The 18,978-nt window shown below is 42.7% G+C and carries 16 protein-coding genes and 1 pseudogene; 7 read left to right on the top strand and 10 right to left on the bottom strand.

What is annotated here, in order from left to right; genetic code table 11:
• Nucleotides 1-81: 81 nt before the first annotated feature.
• The 4 genes from LKE01_RS07410 to LKE01_RS07425 all read right to left on the bottom strand — a co-directional run bounded on the left by LKE01_RS07410 (nucleotide 82) and on the right by LKE01_RS07425 (nucleotide 4,182).
• Nucleotides 82-780 carry an MgtC/SapB family protein gene (locus LKE01_RS07410; RefSeq protein ID WP_056981707.1) on the bottom strand — a complete coding sequence of 233 codons (699 nt, stop codon included), beginning with the start codon at nucleotides 778-780 and terminating at the stop codon, nucleotides 82-84.
• Nucleotides 781-1,129: 349 nt separating this feature from the next.
• Nucleotides 1,130-1,753, bottom strand: coding sequence for a LysM peptidoglycan-binding domain-containing protein (locus tag LKE01_RS07415; RefSeq protein ID WP_056981709.1), 624 nt, complete (start codon nucleotides 1,751-1,753; stop codon nucleotides 1,130-1,132).
• Between the two features lie 208 nt (nucleotides 1,754-1,961).
• Nucleotides 1,962-3,359, bottom strand: coding sequence for a Na+/H+ antiporter NhaC (nhaC, locus tag LKE01_RS07420; RefSeq protein ID WP_056981711.1), 1,398 nt, complete (start codon nucleotides 3,357-3,359; stop codon nucleotides 1,962-1,964).
• Nucleotides 3,360-3,627: 268 nt separating this feature from the next.
• The gene (locus tag LKE01_RS07425) at nucleotides 3,628-4,182 is read right to left on the bottom strand and encodes a GNAT family N-acetyltransferase (protein WP_056981712.1); all 555 of its coding nucleotides are present in this window, start codon (nucleotides 4,180-4,182) and stop codon (nucleotides 3,628-3,630) included.
• Nucleotides 4,183-4,402: 220 nt separating this feature from the next.
• On the opposite strand from LKE01_RS07425, the gene LKE01_RS07430 reads away from it, so the two are divergent.
• On the top strand, nucleotides 4,403-4,660 hold the full coding sequence (locus LKE01_RS07430; protein ID WP_225364673.1) for a hypothetical protein: 258 nt from the start codon (nucleotides 4,403-4,405) through the stop codon (nucleotides 4,658-4,660).
• A 15-nt stretch (nucleotides 4,661-4,675) separates the two neighbouring features.
• Here LKE01_RS07430 and trxA read toward each other — a convergent pair whose 3' ends face one another.
• The 4 genes from trxA to LKE01_RS07450 are packed head-to-tail and all read right to left on the bottom strand — an operon-like array spanning nucleotide 4,676 to nucleotide 7,397.
• Nucleotides 4,676-4,999 carry a thioredoxin gene (gene trxA / locus LKE01_RS07435; RefSeq protein ID WP_056981714.1) on the bottom strand — a complete coding sequence of 108 codons (324 nt, stop codon included), beginning with the start codon at nucleotides 4,997-4,999 and terminating at the stop codon, nucleotides 4,676-4,678.
• Nucleotides 4,977-5,735 (bottom strand): TerC family protein, encoded by a 759-nt coding sequence (locus LKE01_RS07440; protein WP_082619718.1) that lies wholly within the window; start codon nucleotides 5,733-5,735, stop codon nucleotides 4,977-4,979. Before LKE01_RS07440 ends, trxA begins: the two co-directional genes overlap by 23 nt.
• 27 nt (nucleotides 5,736-5,762) lie before the next feature.
• Nucleotides 5,763-6,383: a glycoside hydrolase family 73 protein gene (locus LKE01_RS07445; RefSeq protein WP_054769545.1), complete on the bottom strand. Its 621-nt coding sequence runs from the start codon at nucleotides 6,381-6,383 to the stop codon at nucleotides 5,763-5,765.
• 33 nt (nucleotides 6,384-6,416) lie between these two features.
• Nucleotides 6,417-7,397 carry a linear amide C-N hydrolase gene (locus tag LKE01_RS07450; RefSeq protein WP_056981718.1) on the bottom strand — a complete coding sequence of 327 codons (981 nt, stop codon included), beginning with the start codon at nucleotides 7,395-7,397 and terminating at the stop codon, nucleotides 6,417-6,419.
• A gap of 157 nt (nucleotides 7,398-7,554) precedes the next feature.
• Here LKE01_RS07450 and LKE01_RS07455 point away from each other — a divergent pair, with 157 nt between their 5' ends.
• The 3 genes and pseudogenes from LKE01_RS07455 to LKE01_RS07465 all read left to right on the top strand — a co-directional run bounded on the left by LKE01_RS07455 (nucleotide 7,555) and on the right by LKE01_RS07465 (nucleotide 12,276).
• On the top strand, nucleotides 7,555-10,266 hold the full coding sequence (locus LKE01_RS07455) for an MMPL family transporter (protein ID WP_056981720.1): 2,712 nt from the start codon (nucleotides 7,555-7,557) through the stop codon (nucleotides 10,264-10,266).
• Nucleotides 10,267-10,557: 291 nt separating this feature from the next.
• Nucleotides 10,558-11,040: a C40 family peptidase gene (locus LKE01_RS07460; RefSeq protein ID WP_054769544.1), complete on the top strand. Its 483-nt coding sequence runs from the start codon at nucleotides 10,558-10,560 to the stop codon at nucleotides 11,038-11,040.
• Between the two features lie 139 nt (nucleotides 11,041-11,179).
• Nucleotides 11,180-12,276: pseudogene (locus LKE01_RS07465) on the top strand (acyltransferase family protein).
• 58 nt (nucleotides 12,277-12,334) lie between these two features.
• Here the strand turns inward: LKE01_RS07465 and LKE01_RS07470 are convergent.
• Both LKE01_RS07470 and LKE01_RS07475 read right to left on the bottom strand, forming a co-directional pair.
• Entirely contained in the window at nucleotides 12,335-12,766 is a 432-nt protein-coding gene (locus LKE01_RS07470; RefSeq protein ID WP_056981722.1) for a GNAT family N-acetyltransferase, read from the bottom strand.
• 133 nt (nucleotides 12,767-12,899) lie between these two features.
• Entirely contained in the window at nucleotides 12,900-13,559 is a 660-nt protein-coding gene (locus tag LKE01_RS07475; RefSeq protein WP_054769543.1) for a histidine phosphatase family protein, read from the bottom strand.
• A gap of 163 nt (nucleotides 13,560-13,722) precedes the next feature.
• Here LKE01_RS07475 and LKE01_RS07480 point away from each other — a divergent pair, with 163 nt between their 5' ends.
• The 3 genes from LKE01_RS07480 to LKE01_RS07490 are packed head-to-tail and all read left to right on the top strand — an operon-like array spanning nucleotide 13,723 to nucleotide 18,940.
• Entirely contained in the window at nucleotides 13,723-15,867 is a 2,145-nt protein-coding gene (locus LKE01_RS07480; protein ID WP_056981724.1) for an LTA synthase family protein, read from the top strand.
• Between the two features lie 14 nt (nucleotides 15,868-15,881).
• Nucleotides 15,882-16,661: a potassium channel family protein gene (locus tag LKE01_RS07485; RefSeq protein ID WP_056981726.1), complete on the top strand. Its 780-nt coding sequence runs from the start codon at nucleotides 15,882-15,884 to the stop codon at nucleotides 16,659-16,661.
• 17 nt (nucleotides 16,662-16,678) lie between these two features.
• Nucleotides 16,679-18,940 carry an ATP-binding cassette domain-containing protein gene (locus LKE01_RS07490; RefSeq protein ID WP_056981729.1) on the top strand — a complete coding sequence of 754 codons (2,262 nt, stop codon included), beginning with the start codon at nucleotides 16,679-16,681 and terminating at the stop codon, nucleotides 18,938-18,940.
• The last annotated feature ends 38 nt before the right edge of the window (nucleotides 18,941-18,978 follow it).

Here is an 18,978-nt window from a genome sequence, read left to right on the forward strand (position 1 = left end):
CAATCAAATAAAAAAAGACACAGCTAAAAGGTTCTAGCCATGCCATTCTACATTTACAATTTAACTCACAGAGTTCACCGGTTATTCAAGTAATCGAACGTAATCCACCTGTTCATTATCAGACAGTTCAAAAACCAACTGACTGGTATCAACCTTACGGGGAACTTCCAAGGTATACATAATCGTATAATTTCGACTGCCATCCTCATCACGCTTAATGGTGACGTCCGTATTTTCAATATCGATATGAAACTTTTTCAAAACTTGCTTAATATATTTTGTCGTTTGGTGCTCATTCAACTTGATCTCAAGACGATTAATATTGCCCATTGGAATCAAGTAGGCTAACGCTGTCAATGAGAAGAAAATAATCAACGTGCCAAATGTTGCAATCAAATAATAGCCATATCCCAGTGCAAGGCCAAGACCCGCTACTGACCAAATGCTGGCAGCCGTTGTTAAACCTTTGACAGTCTTATTGGTCATGATAATCGTTCCGGCACCCAAGAATCCAATTCCGGAAACAACTTGGGCCGTTAGTCGGGCGGTATCGGCTGATAATGCCCCAACAATTTTTGGGTGGGCAAAATTGTAATCAACCGTCATACTGGTTAGCTGGCATTGAATCAGTGCAATGATACAAGCACCAATACAAACCAAAATGTGCATCTTCATACCGGCAGGACGCGACTTTCTCTCCCGTTCAAACCCGATGATTCCACCAACAAAAATAGCGGCAACCAATCGGGCAATGATTTCTGGATTAGTTAAATTAAACATCGAATCCCCCCTTGACATGATTCATTAGTTATAGATTTCCAAATTCATATGCATCTATGGCTAATTTACCAAATAACTGGGGAGATGTAAAAAAAGAAGATTGGAAATGGAAATATTTGTTTGCGAGGATATTTTCTCACCTAAGCCTACCTTTAAATAAGAAAAAGCAACCAACGACGGACAAGTCCATCATTGATTGCCGTTCGCCTGCTATATAGCCGAAACGTGCTCCGACGGCACTGATCCCTGCACCTAACCAAAAAAAACGGCTCAAGGAATGAAAACATTCCTCAAGCCGTTTTTCCGGTTAGGCTACGGGATCACCCGTGCCTAGTCGCACTCTAAATCTTTAATTTAATGCCCAAGCACCCATACCTTGTGAATGGTAGAGACGTGCTGCGTCATTTACTTGTTCGCGCCAGTCATTACTTGTAGTGTAAAGTGATTGGTACAAACCATGAGCAGTTGAGCTAGGGTTTTGTGCAGTTGGGTTGTTTCTTGATTCACGGTAACTGATAGCCATCCAAGTTGATGCTGAAACACCAGTCTTTTGTTCCATCAATTGTGCAGCTTGTTGAGCAACTGAACCACTAGTAGCAGTTGTAGTTGATGCTTGGCTGCTTTGAGTAGTAGCTTGAGTTGATTGAGTTGACTGTGTTGGTTGGCTGTAACTCTGAGTCTGTTGAGCAGTTGTGGTTGCGGCTGCTACATGCGCACTACCTTGAGTATTTGATGAGCTGTTAGCTGAAGGAATAGTTAATTGTTGTCCTACAGTGATAACATTTGCATCCTGAAGATTGTTGGCACTCTCGATAGCCTTAACTGAGGAATTGTATTGTTGTGAGATTCCCCAAACGGTGTCGCCTGACTTAACTGTAACTATTGTGCTAGCTGAAGCATATGCGGATCCTGCGAAGAATAAACCAATAGCTGCGGCTGAAGTTGCGAAGATCATAGATAATACTTTTTTCAAAATTACACACTCCTATATCTGTGTTCTGTGTCTAGAATTTTTGTTGACCTCGTCGATCAACAATACATAGTGTATAGTTACGAAGTTACCAACAAATATCACGCGTATTAAGAAAAACGGCTTTGATGTAACTAATGTAATGTATGAGTAATGTTTGTCAAAGAAGGAATCTGTGATCTTTTAGTAAAACGTTATTAAAAGGGCATTTCTAGCTGTTTTCATGAGCTTTCAAATGTTTCAAACCGATGCCGGTAAAGCCACTAATAATTGAAAAAATCGGTGAAGAAAGACTAAAAATTGCAAATGGAAGGTAATGAATCGTCGGAACTTGAAGCGTATTTGCCGCAAATACTCCGGCAACGCCCCATGGAATCAGGTAATTAATGACGGTTCCGCCATCTTCCAGTGCCCGACTTAAAGCAACCGGCGCTAATTTTGCCTTGTCAAATGTTGATTTAAAGGCATTTCCTGGCAATATGACTGATAAATACTGCTCACCGACAAAGACATTAACCCCAATTCCACTTAATATAACTGCCAAAATCAAGGAACCATCCGACTGTAATTTTCGTGACAAAGGATCCATCACGGCCTCGATGACCCCGAATTTCATTAACAAACCACCTAAGGCCAGTGCTGAAATAATCAGTGCAATTGTCGCCATCATGCTGGAAATCCCGCCACGAGTCAATAGACTGTCAACGTTCTTATTGCCGGTATGTGACACGAACCCATTTGTCAAAATATTGATAATGGCTTGAATCTTGGTTTTAGGATCTTGAACAAAGATCATCCCCACCGCTACCAAAATATTAATAAACAGCGTTGGAATTGCCGGAATTTTTCGCCATGCACATAAAAACATTAAGATAATAGGAAGAAACGCCCAAAAAGAGATACTGAAATGTTGGCTCAAAACGTTGATAGTCTTGTCAATAGACGCTGTATTTAAGTGTGCATTTGTGCGACCGATAATGAAGAAAACAATTAATGACGTAAAGAACGCTGGAATGGTTGACCACATCAGGTTACGAATATGGCTAAACAAATCGGCTCCAACGACCGCCGATGCCAAGTTGGTGGAATCTGAAAGCGGTGAGGTCTTATCACCGAAGATGGCACCGGAAATCACAGCCCCGGCAATCATTGCTGGATTGATTCCCATTGTGAGACCCATGCCGAGAAAGGCAATTCCGATGGTGGAAACAACCGTAAAGGCACTTCCAATTGCCGTTCCAACGATGGTGCAAACCAGAAAGACTGATGGCAGGAACCATTCGGCACTGATCAAATGAAATCCGTAGACCATCAGTGATGGGATAACCCCCGCTGCAATCCAGGAACTGATCAAGGCGCCAATCAGAATAAAAATAAACATTGGAATAATTCCGGTTGTAATGCCGTCAATAATTCCTTGATTGACAGAATCCCAAGAAAATTTGCGGGCTTTGGCCCAGGCAACTAACAGTAATATGACAAATAGAATCGGAATCTGTGGAGAAATTTGCAGTTTAATCACACTGAATCCCATGATTAATAACATCATCAGCAGAACAATAATCCCCTCGGTTAAACCAATCTTTGGTGCTTTAGCTTCATTTTTCATCGTTATACCCCTCTATTTAGTATGTATTCTTGCAACAAAAAAGCGTCTCTCAGTCCAAAACGAATTGGACTAAGGGACGCTTATCACGTGGTACCACCCAGTTTAGTCGCTCACAGGCGACTCACTCACTAGATGATATCGGTTCTAGTTATTATCCGTAAAAGTTGTCCACGGTATTTCATCAACTTGCCCTGACCGGTTCGCATCATCCACCGGCTTTCTTACACCCAGACAAACTCATTACTTCATGTGGAACTTAAATATTTGATTAATAGTTGGTGCTTCGAACCCCAAAGAATTCTTCAGGATAGTAAATCTTACCGCCCTTATTGAACAAGGCGCCATCATATAACGGCTTGATCAGGTTGGCATTAAAATCAACATTGACAGTTGGTAAGATGTCAAAGTTGTCAGCTGGAACATAATTGTTTTTAAAGAAGAAATCTGAATTATCAATTGCACTGACAGCTCGATAACCGGCTAAGCGGGCACGAGTTTCCAATTCAATGACCATTGCCTGGCCAACCCCATCGTTCCGGTCACTATGAAGGACCCCGATTTCAACAATCGATACAATTGGGAACTTACCATGAACAGACTTAACAGTAGCCGGCACCATAAGCGCATGACCAATCACTTTGTGGTTGTCATCTTTGGCAACAACTTCAAATTGGTCATTATAACCTTCACTTTCGCGCAGGCGGTCAACCATATCAACCTCGTCGCCGTCGGTGTTGGGGCCATCATTCTTATAACTATCTGCAATAATACTTCGTACAGCCGCATAATCTTTGCGATCAATTGTCTCTACTGAAAATTTCACAATTTCATCTCACTATCTATATTTTTCCAACATGTCTATAATTATATCTAAATAGTATCACAAATTTCACTTGGAAAGTTGGTCAACTATGTCGACAAAATCTAAACTAACAATAATTAGCATTTTAACATACTGTGCATTTATTATCTTGGCTTTATCCTTTAATTTTCTCTCACCGGCAAAAATTGGGATCACTTGGACGATCTTTTGGTACATCGCGGTGGCATTAATTATCTATTATCTGCGGTTCAAAAACTTAGTCTTCCAAGAAGTGATGTATTACAGCAAAGCCCTTGGCCTCACCCAAACCGACCTGGCCAAGATGCTGCCCAACCTCAAGCAAAGCCAGGTGGTCCCCGATCCAAGCAAGCGGGCAATCATTGCGCCAATCTTTAATTTTCCACTGCAAGGCTTGGATATTTTAAATTCTAAATTAGCCCCAATGGCAAAAGAAAAAGGCATTCAACCATTTCGGTAAAATACCCAACAAGATTTATTCAACTTCTGCGATTTTTTGATCAAAATACTTTCGTAACTTTTCTTTGGGATAAATGCCGGACACTTTTTCAGATGCTTTGCCGTTTTTGAAAACCACTAAGCTGGGAACACTCAACACGTGGTATCTTTCAGCAATTTCCTGATTACCGTCAACATTCATCTTACCGAAATGAATTTTATCACCATAATCTTTTTCCAAGTCTGCCAAAATTGGGTCTAAGATCTTGCATGGCCCACACCAAGGCGCCCAGAAATCGATGATGGTGATTTTATTATCTGTTTCTTTTGTTAAATTATCAGGCGTTATCTCCGTGCTCATCGTGAGACCTCCGATTCTTCCGTACATAGTGAATGATCAGGGTAATAATAACCGCGGCAATCAAAATGCCACCAAATGCGGTAGCTGGAATTTCAATGTCAATTGCCGGAATGGATAAGAACAGCTTCAATGCAATAATAGCAATTAATACATAAGCCATGGGCTGAAGCTCTGGAATAATGCCCATCAGCTTCATGATAACTTCTGCGACTCCCCGCATCGCCAAGATTCCGATCATCCCACCTAACAGAACAATCACCGGATTTGAGGAAATGGCCAGTGAGGCCAGCACGGAATCAATTGAAAAGACAACGTCCATAAATTCAATCTGGGCAACAACCGACCAGAATAATGAAATCCCGTGTTTCTTACCTTTGGCTAACTTCTTCGTTCGGACAATCTTAGTTTTCCGGAAAAATTGATACACCAGATACAGTAAGTATAGGGAACCAATGACTTTAATTTCCCAAAAATGAATCAAGTACGTTCCGGCTCCGATGATCAGGAATCGAAATAGATAAGCTCCCCACAAACCATAGAACAGGGATTTTTCCCGCTGAATCTTCGTTGGTAGAGCTTGTGTCTGAGCAGCCAGGACAACGGCGTTATCCACTGACAGCAGACATTCAATCGTAACCAGCGATAAAATAATCAGCCAGTCACTTCCACTGGTAATCACCGTTTCCCAGTTATGGGGATCAAAAAATGGACCATATAAGTTAGAAACCCAATTCAACAATGTGGCATTCACCTCAATATTTTTTTAGACTCTTTCATTTAATGCTTTTAAATCATACCTGCTAAGATTGTACTTCACAATGATGTGATTCAACTTGGATGCATAATGGGGATCGGTTGCGTACCCGTTCTCCTGTAATAACCGAGTCGACTTGCGATAACTCAAAATATTCTTGGACTTAATAAACTTGGCACTTACCAACTGATTATGATCAGCAATCGACGCTGCAAGGCTTGGGTACTTTCTGAACTGTGCCAAAACCTTGATCGACTTTCCATTTTCAACCTCAGTGGTATAAAACTGAACCGATTGCCCATGGTAAGAACCCTTGATGCCAAACAGATTGTTGGCCGAAGTCGACAGTTCAGACGTCCCGAACTGGGATTCCAAAATAGCTTGGGCAATCACCACGCTGGGAAGTACCTGGCGATTCTTCAAATAAATTTTAATTGCCGGATTACCAACCCGACTGATGAAGGTCCGCTTTTGCCGCGCAGAAAAATGGGCCGGCTTCTTTTGAACCAGCGTCGGCGCCGATTGTGACTGCTGCCGATGGCTGAATTGGCTGCGTAGAGATACGCCGGCCACCAAAACCACAAACGTTATGAGTAATAATAAGATAACCCGCCAACCTTGTTTACGCAACTTGAATTCTCCCCAAGAAATATCTTCAATATATTAGTTTAACTCATTGAAGGCTATTTTATCATCAACTTTGAAAAATTTTACTTCATTGGAGTGAATCAATTCATCTGTCAGCTGAATTTTTGCCACTGATTTGGCATGATAAGGCTGATAGTAATAATTTCGGCTTTCACAGCAGACTGCAGCTCGATACACCGAATAAGTGGGTTGATGCTCCTTACTCTTAGGTACGTTAACTGAATCCAAAATATGCCAGCAGTTGTCAAAAGCTTCAGCTTCATTTTGAGGAATATCAATTCTTTCCTTTAAATATGATGCGCGGACAAATCTGGAACCGGGAGAATATGAGCCAGGGGGAATTGATTTTCCCGAAACATTTCCGGTAGTGACCCGAGGCGTATTCAAGGGAACCGTTCCGCTTTTAAAAGCTGGGGTAAAGTCAAGATACTTATTCAGCTTGTCAATTTGTCTGCCAAAATGATTGCTGTTGGTTAAAACGCCGAGGGGATTTTCAATGATTTCAATTGGCGTGGTGACCGGTTCAATGACTACAATCCGACCAGTTGGATCCGCAGCGGCAAAATGTAACTCACTGTGGCCATACTTCATCAAGCTGTATTTATCAGCCATCAATTCAATTTCGTCAATGTGGGCTTCAATATCCGCCACGGATTTGTAATTAGACAACAAAAAGAACGACAACTCAAATGGTGCCAGATGAATCTTGCCTTCGCCGGGTTCTTCAACCAGCTGACTACCATTGGTAAAGATCAGCTTTTGAACGGCGAGGCCAAACTCGTTGACCCCATCGGACATGTCGATTCGCTTGGCATGCTGGTGGCCGGATCCCAATGTGGCGTATTTGGTCACGTATTTTTTATCGTCATAAACAGAGTGCCAGGCAAAATTGCGGGGCACAAATACAGGATGTGCGCCAAGTTGAGGCCAGTCCATCGTTCGCGCCAAAACGTGGGCCCCATCCTCTTGGCCAATTTGAAAGATACTTGTACACATATTGGGAACCCCCCATCCAAATATATTCAAATCATTTTGCCAATATTTCTCTCAATATCCCATAAAACCCCGAAAACGTGTCGCACTGGTACTTATAAAATGGTAAACTCTTAATATATGAGCCTTTTTTAACCATACATATTTAGGGGACGAACTAATGAAGGAAACAATCGCAAAATTACACAAGAATCGCTTATTCACGCTGTTAGTATGGCTGATAATTGCATTTATTGCAATCATAACCGCTCCAAACGTGACTGATACGCTGCAGTCGTATAGTCAGCCGACGTTCACGCAAAACTCTCAGCCGGCGAAGGCCCAGCAGATGCGCAAGGATTGGGGTTACAGTCTTGGAAAGGCTTCGACCATCAACGTGGTTTACACAAATCCGAAAGGAAAAATCACAACCCAGCAGCAGGCGAAAATTGATACTGCATTAAATAAGCTAAAACAACATCAATCATTTTACAGCATTAAAAAAATTGTCACCCTTAATACCAACGTTGCCGGAAAGCAACAGCTGTTATCAAAGGATGGCTCAACCCAAATTGCCAGTCTTGATATTGACGCTCAAAGCAATACTTTACGAGTACTGACGAACGAGCTGGTCAATGAAATTCAGGTTCCAGGGTTGAAATCTTACGTCACTAGTCCAGAGATTGTCCGAGACGTCAACAATGAAAAGACCGCCCAGGTTACCAATATTATTTTGATTACCTTATTTGTGGTTTCAATGTTGATTGTGGGCATTTACTTTAGATCAATATTTGCACCAATCATTTCATTTATCACGTTATTTGCGGCCTTCGTCACTTCGTTTAGCGGATCGGTTGCCCTGGCAAAACATTTCAACTTTGCCTTCACTCAATACGCCCCGCTTGAAATTGGAATTGCAACCGTGGTAATCGGGACCATCTGGAACATTTACATTTACCGCAAGTTGCGAAGTGTCCTGTCCCTGCAGCGGGAAGCCCGTTACGCAACGCAACAAACGATTTCCGCTCTCCGGTTTCCAATCACAATGGTCGGCAGTGCCCTGGCAATCATCTTTGCCTGCTGCGGATTCATTAACTATGATCAGCTCCAATCCCTTTGGGTACTTGGCCTGACATACGTTGTCCTGATGCTGGCAGTTTTGACTCTGAATGCCGTCTTCATGGCAGCTCTGGGTGAAAGCCTCTTTTGGCCATCCAACGCACCGTTGACCGCAATGAAGTCACACTTCTGGAACCGGGCAACTGATTTCTCACTGTGGCAGCCAATTGCCGCCTTTCTGGTGATTTTGTATTTGACCTTACCGTTCATTTACTTCTATCACACCAGCTTGAACTACTCGCCAATGACTAATTTGACGCAGGAAAACCAGGCGGTTAAAGGCGCCCATGTCCTTCAAGCTCATTTCACTGAAGGAAAGCCAACCCCAATCACCATTTACCTTAAAAACGATAAACCGTTGGACAATGAGAAATACCTCCAGCACTTGGATCAATTAACAACCAAGCTGCAGCACACCAAAGGCGTCAGCGATGCTTATTCACTGACCCAGCCAAGCGGGATGCCGATCGAAAAGTATTACGTTTCCAACCAGTTGGAATCCATTGGTTTGAACGCCAAACAGGCAACCGGTCAATTATCTCAAGCTTCGACCGGGATTGATTCCAGCGGCAACAACCTCAACTTGTCAGGCTTAAAGCAACAAGTTAAGGATATGCAGGCACTTGTTAAGAAGAGCAACAAAATTGTTCAAGACAGTTCCAGCTTGGCTTCACAAGTTAACAGTGCCGCTGCCAACTCCAGCGTATCGGTTCAAAGCAATGCATCCCGCAAAGTCAGAATGTATCAACAAAAGATCAATGAATTGAACCAGTCACTTCAGTCGGTTTCATCAGGCATCAGCCAGTTGAACGCTGAAGGATCGGTCATTCAAAACTATGGCGAAAACAGCGCCAACAACCTGCAGAGTTACAGTCAGCAAATCAGTCAAGTTCAAAAACAGTTGAAGCAGGTTGGCACGCAAGTCACCTCCTCAACGACTCAGTTAAATAACATTTACGATTATTTGAATTGCCTGCAAAAGTCCGGTGCAGCAAATGTCTATTACATTACCAAGGCACAATTAACCGATACCGACTTTCTTCAGACAATGTTGAACTACACCAGTCAGGACAAAAAGATCACAACCATTCAAGTTGTGATGAAGAATGCCCCTTCCAGCAAGACCAATATGAAACAGGTTAAAGCGCTGGAACAACAGGTTGGCCTTCAACTTAGAGGAACCCCACTTTCTTCAGACGAGGTTGCCTTTAGCGGTGAACCAATTACCCAGTCAATCAACCAGTCCAAGCTCAACCATCATTTCATCACGTTACTTGCGATTGTTGTGATTGGCATCTTACTGACCGTCTTCGTTGTCAGCCGATCAATCTTGCAGCCACTCTATTGGACTGTTGCCTTCCTGATGTCAGCCATCACCGGCTTCCAGCTGACATATTTGACAATGCATTATGTTACAGGCACCAATCAATTGGATTGGCAAGTTCCCGTGATCGCCGTCAGCATATTAGCGGCAATCGCCGCCTGGCAGATCATTGCCCTTGGCCTGTCATTCAGGTACACGGAATTATCCCTATTGGACTGGATCCGGCCAACCATGACAAGCTATGGTAAAATTGTTCGATACATTTTACTGGTTGTCATTGCATTGGCAATCGGCCTGACATTTGGTGCCTCATTTGCAATGATTGAAACGGCCCTGATTGTCATTTATACGGTCTGCGTATACTATCTGATTCTGCCGATGATCGTCACTTCAATGGGCAAATTGGCCGTTACATTACCAAATAAGAAAAATATGTTGAAGAATAAATAAAGAATTTATTAAAATAATGATTTCGGAAATAACATAACCTAATAAAAATCAACAGGCAATTTCCAAAAATCAAGCCAAAATGACACTCAAAGCAATTTGAGTGTCATTTTTATTTGCTCATAAAGGAATCCTTTCGTATCAGTCTATGTAAGCGCATATTCACAATCTTTGGTGTCAATGTTGCAATCGTCATATGACTTTTAACTGCATTGCAAATTGTTTGTTACACTATTGCAACAATTCATTGGTATTGTTGTACTTGTAGATTTGATAGGGAGTTGTTGATAAAAAATGAAATTACATACAAAAATATTATTAACTTTAGTAGCACTTTTCACATTATCATTCGCTGGCTTTGAAGATGCACAAGCATCAAAAGCTTCTGATACAGACGCTTCATATTCTGCCGTTTATAAATTAGCTAAGCAAAACCTCGGCAAGCCATATGTTTATGGTGCTACTGGTCCATCAGCATTTGATTGCTCCGGCTTTACAAGTTACGTTTATAAGAAAGCCGCAAGTGTTTCACTTCCCCGCACTGCTCAAGCACAATACAATGCCGGTAAGAAAGTTTCATACAAGAACTTACAAAAAGGTGATCTTGTATTCTTCGGTTGGAACGCTTCATCAATTTCTCACGTTGGTTTGTACATTGGTAAAGGTAAAATGATCGATGCTCAAAACCGCGGAGTTATTACCGAATCTGTCAAAGCCCCATGGTGGAACTACGTTGGTTCTGCACATGTTGCAAACTTTGACGCTGATAACGACTAAAATTATTTAACACATAACAACAATTCAATCAACTATGCTAAAGAGGTTGGAAACATTCATTTGTTTCCAACCTCTTTTTGCGTTTCCAACTTTGATTGGTATATTAGAAGTATACGTTATCTTCAAAGGAGCACCTTAAATGGACTATGAAGTCAAGTCACCATCCCTTCCAGATATTGGTGACTATTTAAAAATCTTTGCCTGCACGGCAGTCATGCTACAGACTATTCTTAGCTTAGCGTTACAAACGAATCCCAATGTTAAAGTTCAAATTGGCATTGGCATCATCTACAACCTGATTAAATTCACTGCTCCGGCCTTTATTACAGGAATTCTGTACACCACTATCCGGGTAACCGGTCAGTCGGGTCTCACCTACCCCAGCTATCTGCGTCAGATGTGGCACTCCCTGTTCTTACCAACGATTATTTGGACGGCCATTTACCTGTTCACGATGCCGTGGGTTCAACAGGTCCAGCGATTCCACACGCTTGGCGGGTTTGGCTGGCAATTTATTAACGGCAATGCCGCTCCGCATCTTTGGTACAATTCAATGATGCTGCAGTTTATTTTCCTGATGCCGATCTTTTGGGGCTTAGCAAAATGGTGTTGTAATCGTGCTTCACGTGTCATTACCGCCTTATCGATCTCGGTAGTTATTTATTTTGGCTGGCTGCATTCTATGATGCTCAAGTATTTCACGGCCCGCATATGCACGATTGGTATTTGTTGGACCGGGTATTCATCAGCTTTATTCTTTATGGCGTTGTAGGCGTTCTAGCGTGGGAGTACCGATCATTCATCAGCCGCTTTTTAAACCGATGCTGGCCGGTTATTCTGCTAATTGCCGGTGCCGCATTGATATGGGTTAACTTTGAACTATTCAAGTTCCCTTTCCCAGTTAAGCTAACGAATGCACCTTATTACAAACCGTCGATGGCAATTTACGACCTGGCTGTCATTATGTTGATTGCAAGCTTAGCGGTTCATCAAATCCAACGCAATCAGCAGATTACCCAGACAATCCATGTCATGGCCAATTATGCTTATCCGGCATTCTTATCCAACGTCTTTTGGGATCAGCTGTTGTGGCAGTCTTTTGGCAGGAAACTAACAGCTGTGCATCCCACCACTGGCATTCTGGCCGTTTACATTGGCACCTGGATCTTGTCATTTACCTCTGCAATTATCATTCATCTAACGTGGAAATGGGTGCGCACACATATCCTGAGATAAAAAATAGACTGGAACAAAAGTCAAACCTTTGTTCCAGCCTATTTAATTTCTCTAAGCACTAGCTCGTAACCAGCTTTTCCATGTTGACGTGCTTAATGCCGACTTCCATAAACGGTTGACCGTACTGCTTAAATCCAAGGGTTTCATAGAAACCAATGGCAGTCGCTTGAGCTCCCAGATAAAACCTTGGGGTATCTTGAAACATTGGCGACTGAAGAATTGTCGTTAACAACTGCTTGGCATAGCCCTTATGCCGATATTCCTTTTCAGTGGCCACCCGCTGAATGTGAACACCATCTGCGGTTACCGTGGTTCGGGCAGTCGCAACGGGTTGACCACCCTGGTAAGCCACAAAATGAATTGCGTCCGAATCTGTTCCGTCAAATTCATCGGCTTCATTGATCCCCTGCTCCCCAACGAATACATGGCGGCGAATTTCCCGGGCATCTTGATAGATATTATCTAATTGATCAGTTTGCTTAATTTCCACGTCAATACCTGCCCCTCATTTTGTCATAATTACTTCATAAACGCTTCCCAATACTCCGCTGCTAACTTCTAAGCCACTTTTGCCCACACCCCTGCGGTGCAACAAAAGTGGCTTAATGAATCATTCCAATAAATTACTGTTCATTAAACGAAAGCACTTTGATATCATCGCCGTCAACTTCCAGTTTGGTGACACTGCCGTTTGCCGGCCGTTCAGTCACGTCGTACTTGCCATTGCCATAACGTTCAACAATGCTTAATAACGTGTTGCCATGACTAATCAATAAGACGTTGTCACCATCTTTAATCGCTGGATTGCTCTTAATCAAATCAAATCCTTGATCCAACCGCTTCCAGTAATCTTCATTATTTTCAGCTTGATGGAACGGATCGGCTTCTTTTAAATAATCCTTGGCTTTTCCAATTGAGTACTTGTCGACAATGTCTCTAAACGTTGGCAGGCCGTGAGGAGCACCGGCTAAATACCAAGCCTGATCCATGTCATTTCCTTCGAAGTATCCATAGAACTCTTCTCGGAAAAACATTGAGGTTGTTGGCGCCTTGATATTCGAAACTTGATTTTCGTCCAAAATCTTTTGAGCGGTTTGTTCTGCTCGGGTCGTATCACTGCAGTAAGCAGCGGCAAACTTGGTGTTTTTGAGTTTTTCACCGGTGTCCACTGCGTTTTGCATCCCTTTATCCGTCAGTGGTGAATTGCTCCACCCCTGAAGTTTGTTATAAATGTTAAAGTAAGTTTGTCCGTGACGAACCATGTACAAAGTAAATTTACTCATGATGACACTTCCTTTACCCTTAATACTTAAAGTATACCAACTTTTTAGGGGAACGAGCAGGTCAAATCAATTTAAGATTTCTGCAAAATCACTTGATTTTTAATTCTTATCGTCATATTTTTGATAAGATAAAACAAGTAATTATTTTAAGGAGCAAAATGTTTTGAAATATATTAACTGGACCCTGGAAAAATGCAGTTCACGAAAGGGTTTTATCATTCTATTAATTGTCTGCTTTTGGGCCAAAACAATGTTGGCTTACTTTGTCGACCTTGGATTGGGAATCACTAATCCCTTTCAATTCTTTATTGTCCTGATTAACCCATTAGCAACCACCACTTTGCTTCTGAGCATTGCGCTTTATTTCAAGAAAAGCCGGTTCTTCTATCCACTGGCAATTTTAATTTCAATTTTAAATACCGTTTTACTTTACCTAAACGTGATCTACTTCCGTGAATTTACAGACTTCATGACGGTCAGCACGATGACCGGTTATTCCAAAGTTAACCAGGGACTCAGCGGCAGTTCGCTTGCGCTTACCAATTTCCACGATATCTTTTACTGGATTGATTTAGTCGTGATTATCGGCTTATTGGTATTCAAGAAAATCAAGATTGACCCCCGTCCCCTTAACCATCGGATTGGATTAGCGGTCACATCGTTTTCGGTTCTCTTTTTCGTCGTCAACCTCTCGCTGGGTGAAATGGATCGGCCACAGCTGTTGACCCGGACATTTGACAGAACTTACATCGTTAAATATCTTGGCCTGGATGCCTTCACGGTTTATGATGGACTGAAGTCCCAACATAACAATGATTTACGGGCAACGGCCACCAAATCTGAGTTAAATGACGTCTTGAAGTTTACTCATAAACATTACGCCAAACCTAATAAAAAATATTATGGGATTGCTAAGGGTAAAAACGTCATTATCATTCACCTTGAGAGTTTCCAACAATTCCTGATCAACAAAAAGATCAACGGCCAAGAAGTTACGCCGTTTTTGAATAAGTTGTATGGGAGTAAATCATCCTATGCCTTTTCAAACTTCTTCCATCAAGTTGGCCAAGGAAAGACTTCCGATGCTGAAAACATGCTGGAGACCAGTACTTATGGTCTTCCACAAGGTTCGTTGTTTGCCCAATTGGGAAGTGACAACACTTTCCAAGCTGCTCCGGCTATTTTGAATCAGCGCCGAGGCTATACCAGTGCGGTGTTCCATGGAAATATCGCCAGCTTCTGGAACCGAAACAACGTTTATAAGAACATGGGTTATCAATACTTCTTTGATGCCAGCTACTACAATACGACCGGTGACCGTTCCCTGGGCTATGGGTTGAAAGACAAGCTGTTGTTTAGAGACTCGGTGAAATACCTTCAGAACCTTCAGCAGCCCTTCTACGCCAAGTACATTACCGTAACCAACCATTTCCCATATGATTTGGATAAGGAAGATACCAACTTCAAGACAACCAATACGGGTGATAACGTGGTTGATAACTACTTCTTAACCGCCCATTACCTTGATCAGGCCGTCCATGAATTTTACAATTATATGCGTAAGACCGGTTTGCTTAAACACTCCGTCATTCTGCTGTATGGTGACCACTACGGGATTTCCAATTCCGAAAATACCAATTTGGCCAAAGCTCTGGGGAAGAATCCGGATGATTGGGACGACTTTGACAATGCCCAATTACAACGAGTACCATTGATTATTAACATCCCTGGCAAGAAGAATGGTTTCATCTCCAAGAAATACGGTGGTGAAATTGACGTTCTGCCAACTTTGATGCACCTTTTGGGAATCAGCAGCAAACGTTACGTTCAGTTTGGAACCGATCTGTTATCCAAGCAGCATGACCAAGTTGTTGCATTTAGAAACCAGGACTGGGTCAGCCCAGCGTTCACTTCAATTAGCGGCGACATCTACTCAAACAAGACCGGTCAGTTAATGAAATTAACCAAGCGCCAGCAGGCACAGGTTAAGGTCGACCGGGATAAAGTTGACAATGAGCTTTCCCTTTCTGATTCACTCAACGAAAAGAACCTGTTGCGTTTCTATCATCCAAAGGGCTTCAAGAACGTTGATCCACGGAAATACAATTATGCCGACCTCTATCAAAAAGAGCTTCGAATCGAGAAGCGGCTTGGTAAGAAGTCAACCAGCATCTATTCCGAGAATGGTGATAAATCAACTTGGAACGAATACTTCACTGACGCACCTGAAATTCACCATAAGACAACTGACAGTAACCGAATCAAGATTACCAATCCAGATGCAAATAATAACGATAGCAGTCGTTAAAGGGGGAATCTGAGATGAAACAACAAGTCAAAAGAATTAATATTTTGCTTTATAGTATTCTGGTTGTTTCATTAGCTCTGACTTCTTTCGGACTGGCTTTTCTTGCACTGGCTGGTAAAATTACCCTTACAAAAGGGCCATACCGAGTTCTATTTGAACTCATATGGCTCTTTTTCCTAATCGATTATTTAATTCGATTTAAACAGGCTCGATCTAAAAAGAACTTTTTAATTTCCAACTTGTTCGACTTAATCGCGTTGATTCCTTCCCATCCCATCTTTATCTTTTTCCGGATTGCCAGAATCTATTCGATTGTCCGCTACTACAATTTACTGTGGCGCTTTGGCCTATCCGGCAAGCTGACCAGAGCATTGCATAAATTCATGTACGATACGGGCTTTATTTACCTGTTATCAATCAGTTTGGTTATTCTCATTTTTAGTTCCCTAATTTTTGCATCCTTTGAACACGACTCACTGCAAAACGCCCTCTGGTGGGCCATTTCAACTGCCACAACCGTGGGCTATGGTGATGTTGTGCCAAAGACAGACGGTGGAAAAATCATTTCAGCGGTCCTGATGCTTGGTGGGATTGGCTTTCTAGGTTTATTAACGTCAACGATTACCGACTTTTTCACGACTCAGGACAAACAGGATGACCAGACGGATACGCTGAAACAGTTAACCAAGCAGGTTGCTCACCTCTCAAAACAGGTGAACCAGATGCAAAAAGAACTCAAAAAAGAAGAGAGCCATGAAAAGCTCTCATCCGCTAAAAGTCATAAGAAAAAATAGGAGGTTGGTTGATTTCTATGTTTGAACGAGGTGCAATTGAGGTTCATGATGCTTATCAGAACAACCTAAAACACGTTGATTTAAAGATTCCCAAGTATGCCATCACGGTATTTGCAGGCTTGTCCGGCTCCGGAAAATCATCGTTGGTATTTGATACGATTGCCGCAGCTTCCAGGCGAGAGCTTAACGAGACCTTCCCGAGCTTTACTCAACAGTATCTGCCCAAGTATGGTCAACCACACGTTAAAAGCATTGAACATCTGCCGGTAGCAATTGTCATTGAACAAAAGCGGATCGGCAAAAATGCCAGGTCCACCCTTTCAACTTATACCGGAATCTATTCATTACTCAGACTATTGTTTTCACGTGCAGGAAAGCCGTTTGTCGGTTATTCGGACACCTTTTCATTTAATCTGCCCCAAGGTATGTGTCAAAAATGCCAAGGTCTGGGATACGTTGACGACATTGACGCCAAAGCACTCATTGATCCTGAAAAGTCTCTGAATCAAGGCGCCATTACCTTTGTCAGCTTTGGGCCACACACTTGGCGGTGGCGGCGATACACAGACAGCGGCTTATTTGATAACGACAAGCCGTTAAAAGATTACACAAAAGATGAAATGAATACATTGCTGTACGCACCTCAGCAAACCTTGAAGAACGCCCCAAAAGCGTGGCACCGAACAGCGCTCTACGAAGGAATTGTTCCCCGAATCCGCCGGTCGATTATTGGCAAGCGTGAGGCTCAGCACCATAAGGAAGCCTTAGCCAAGATCGTTACTCGACGGCCCTGCCCGGCATGCCATGGTACTCGCCTGAGGCCTGAAGTTCTGACCTGCACGATTAACAATAAAAATATTGCCGATGTTTTGTCGATGGATTTAGTCCATGCACTGAAATTTTTACATGAGATTAAAGTGCCATTGGTTACCGATGTCATTCGAGAAGTTGCCACCAAAATCCAGTCGTTAATCGATATTGGTCTTGGCTACTTAACATTGGATCGAAGCACCGAAACGCTTTCCGGTGGTGAAACCCAACGAATCAAGATTGCCAAATTTTTAACCAGTTCTTTGGTCGACATGGTCTACATTTTGGATGAACCCAGCGTTGGCCTGCACCCTCACGATATTCAACTGATCAAAAACGCCCTGATTAATCTCAAGAATAAGGGCAATACCATCATGGTGGTTGAACACAATCCAGAATTGATTCCGATTGCGGACTACGTGGTCGAAATTGGTCCCAAAGCTGGCCGTGGCGGTGGCCGGGTCACTTTTACCGGTACCTACGACCAACTGCTGAGTGAGCACACGATGACCGGTGAATACCTTAAACAACCGCTGACCTATCGGAAGCCAAGACCATTCAAATCAACCATTTCGCTCAAAGATGTTACCACCCATAATTTAAAGGGTGTCAGCGTCGATATCCCATTAGGGGTTGAAACAGTCATCTCGGGAGTTGCCGGTTCCGGAAAGAGTTCTTTGGTCGATGCATTGCGGCCGAAGCTCCACGAACCCTATATTGATTTGGCACAGGGAGCGATTGGCACAAATATCCGTTCCACTCCGGTGACTTATCTGGACATTTTGGATGACATCCGGAAAATATTTTCCAAGGCCTCCGGTGCATCCACCAGCCTGTTTAGTTACAACGGCAAAGGCGCCTGCCCCCGTTGTAAGGGAAAGGGTGTCACCATTACCAACATGGCGTTCATGGACCCGGTTGTCCAAAAGTGTGAGATGTGTGACGGCAAACGATACAATAAAGAAGCGCTCAGTTACTTGTATCATGGTAAAAATATCAGTGAAGTCCTCAACATGCCGATTGAATCGGCAATTGATTTCTTCAAAGATACCAAGAAAATTTACGATAAACTGATTAACATGCAAAAAGTTGGCTTGGACTACTTAACACTCGGCCAACCGTTGACAACTTTATCCGGTGGTGAATTGCAACGGTTGAAGCTGGCTGTTCAGCTGAACAAAACCGGAACCATTTACCTGCTGGATGAACCAACTGCCGGCCTGCATATGAAAGATGTCGCCAAGCTGATTAAATTATTTGATGAATTGGTGGCTGCCGGTAACACTTTAATCATTGTCGAACACAATCTGGAAGTTATCAGCAAAGCTGACTGGCTGATTGACGTCGGCCCGGATGCCGGAATCTACGGCGGCCAAATTTTGTTCGCCGGTTTACCAATCGACTCTCAAAAGGAATCAAAGTCACGGACCGGTCAAGCTTTGAAACAATACAATTTAGACAGACAATAAATAAAAATCAATATTATCTAGGGTCTGTCTGGAAACTA

It is taken from the genome of Lentilactobacillus kefiri (genome assembly GCF_007989105.1).
GTDB lineage: Bacteria > Bacillota > Bacilli > Lactobacillales > Lactobacillaceae > Lentilactobacillus > Lentilactobacillus kefiri.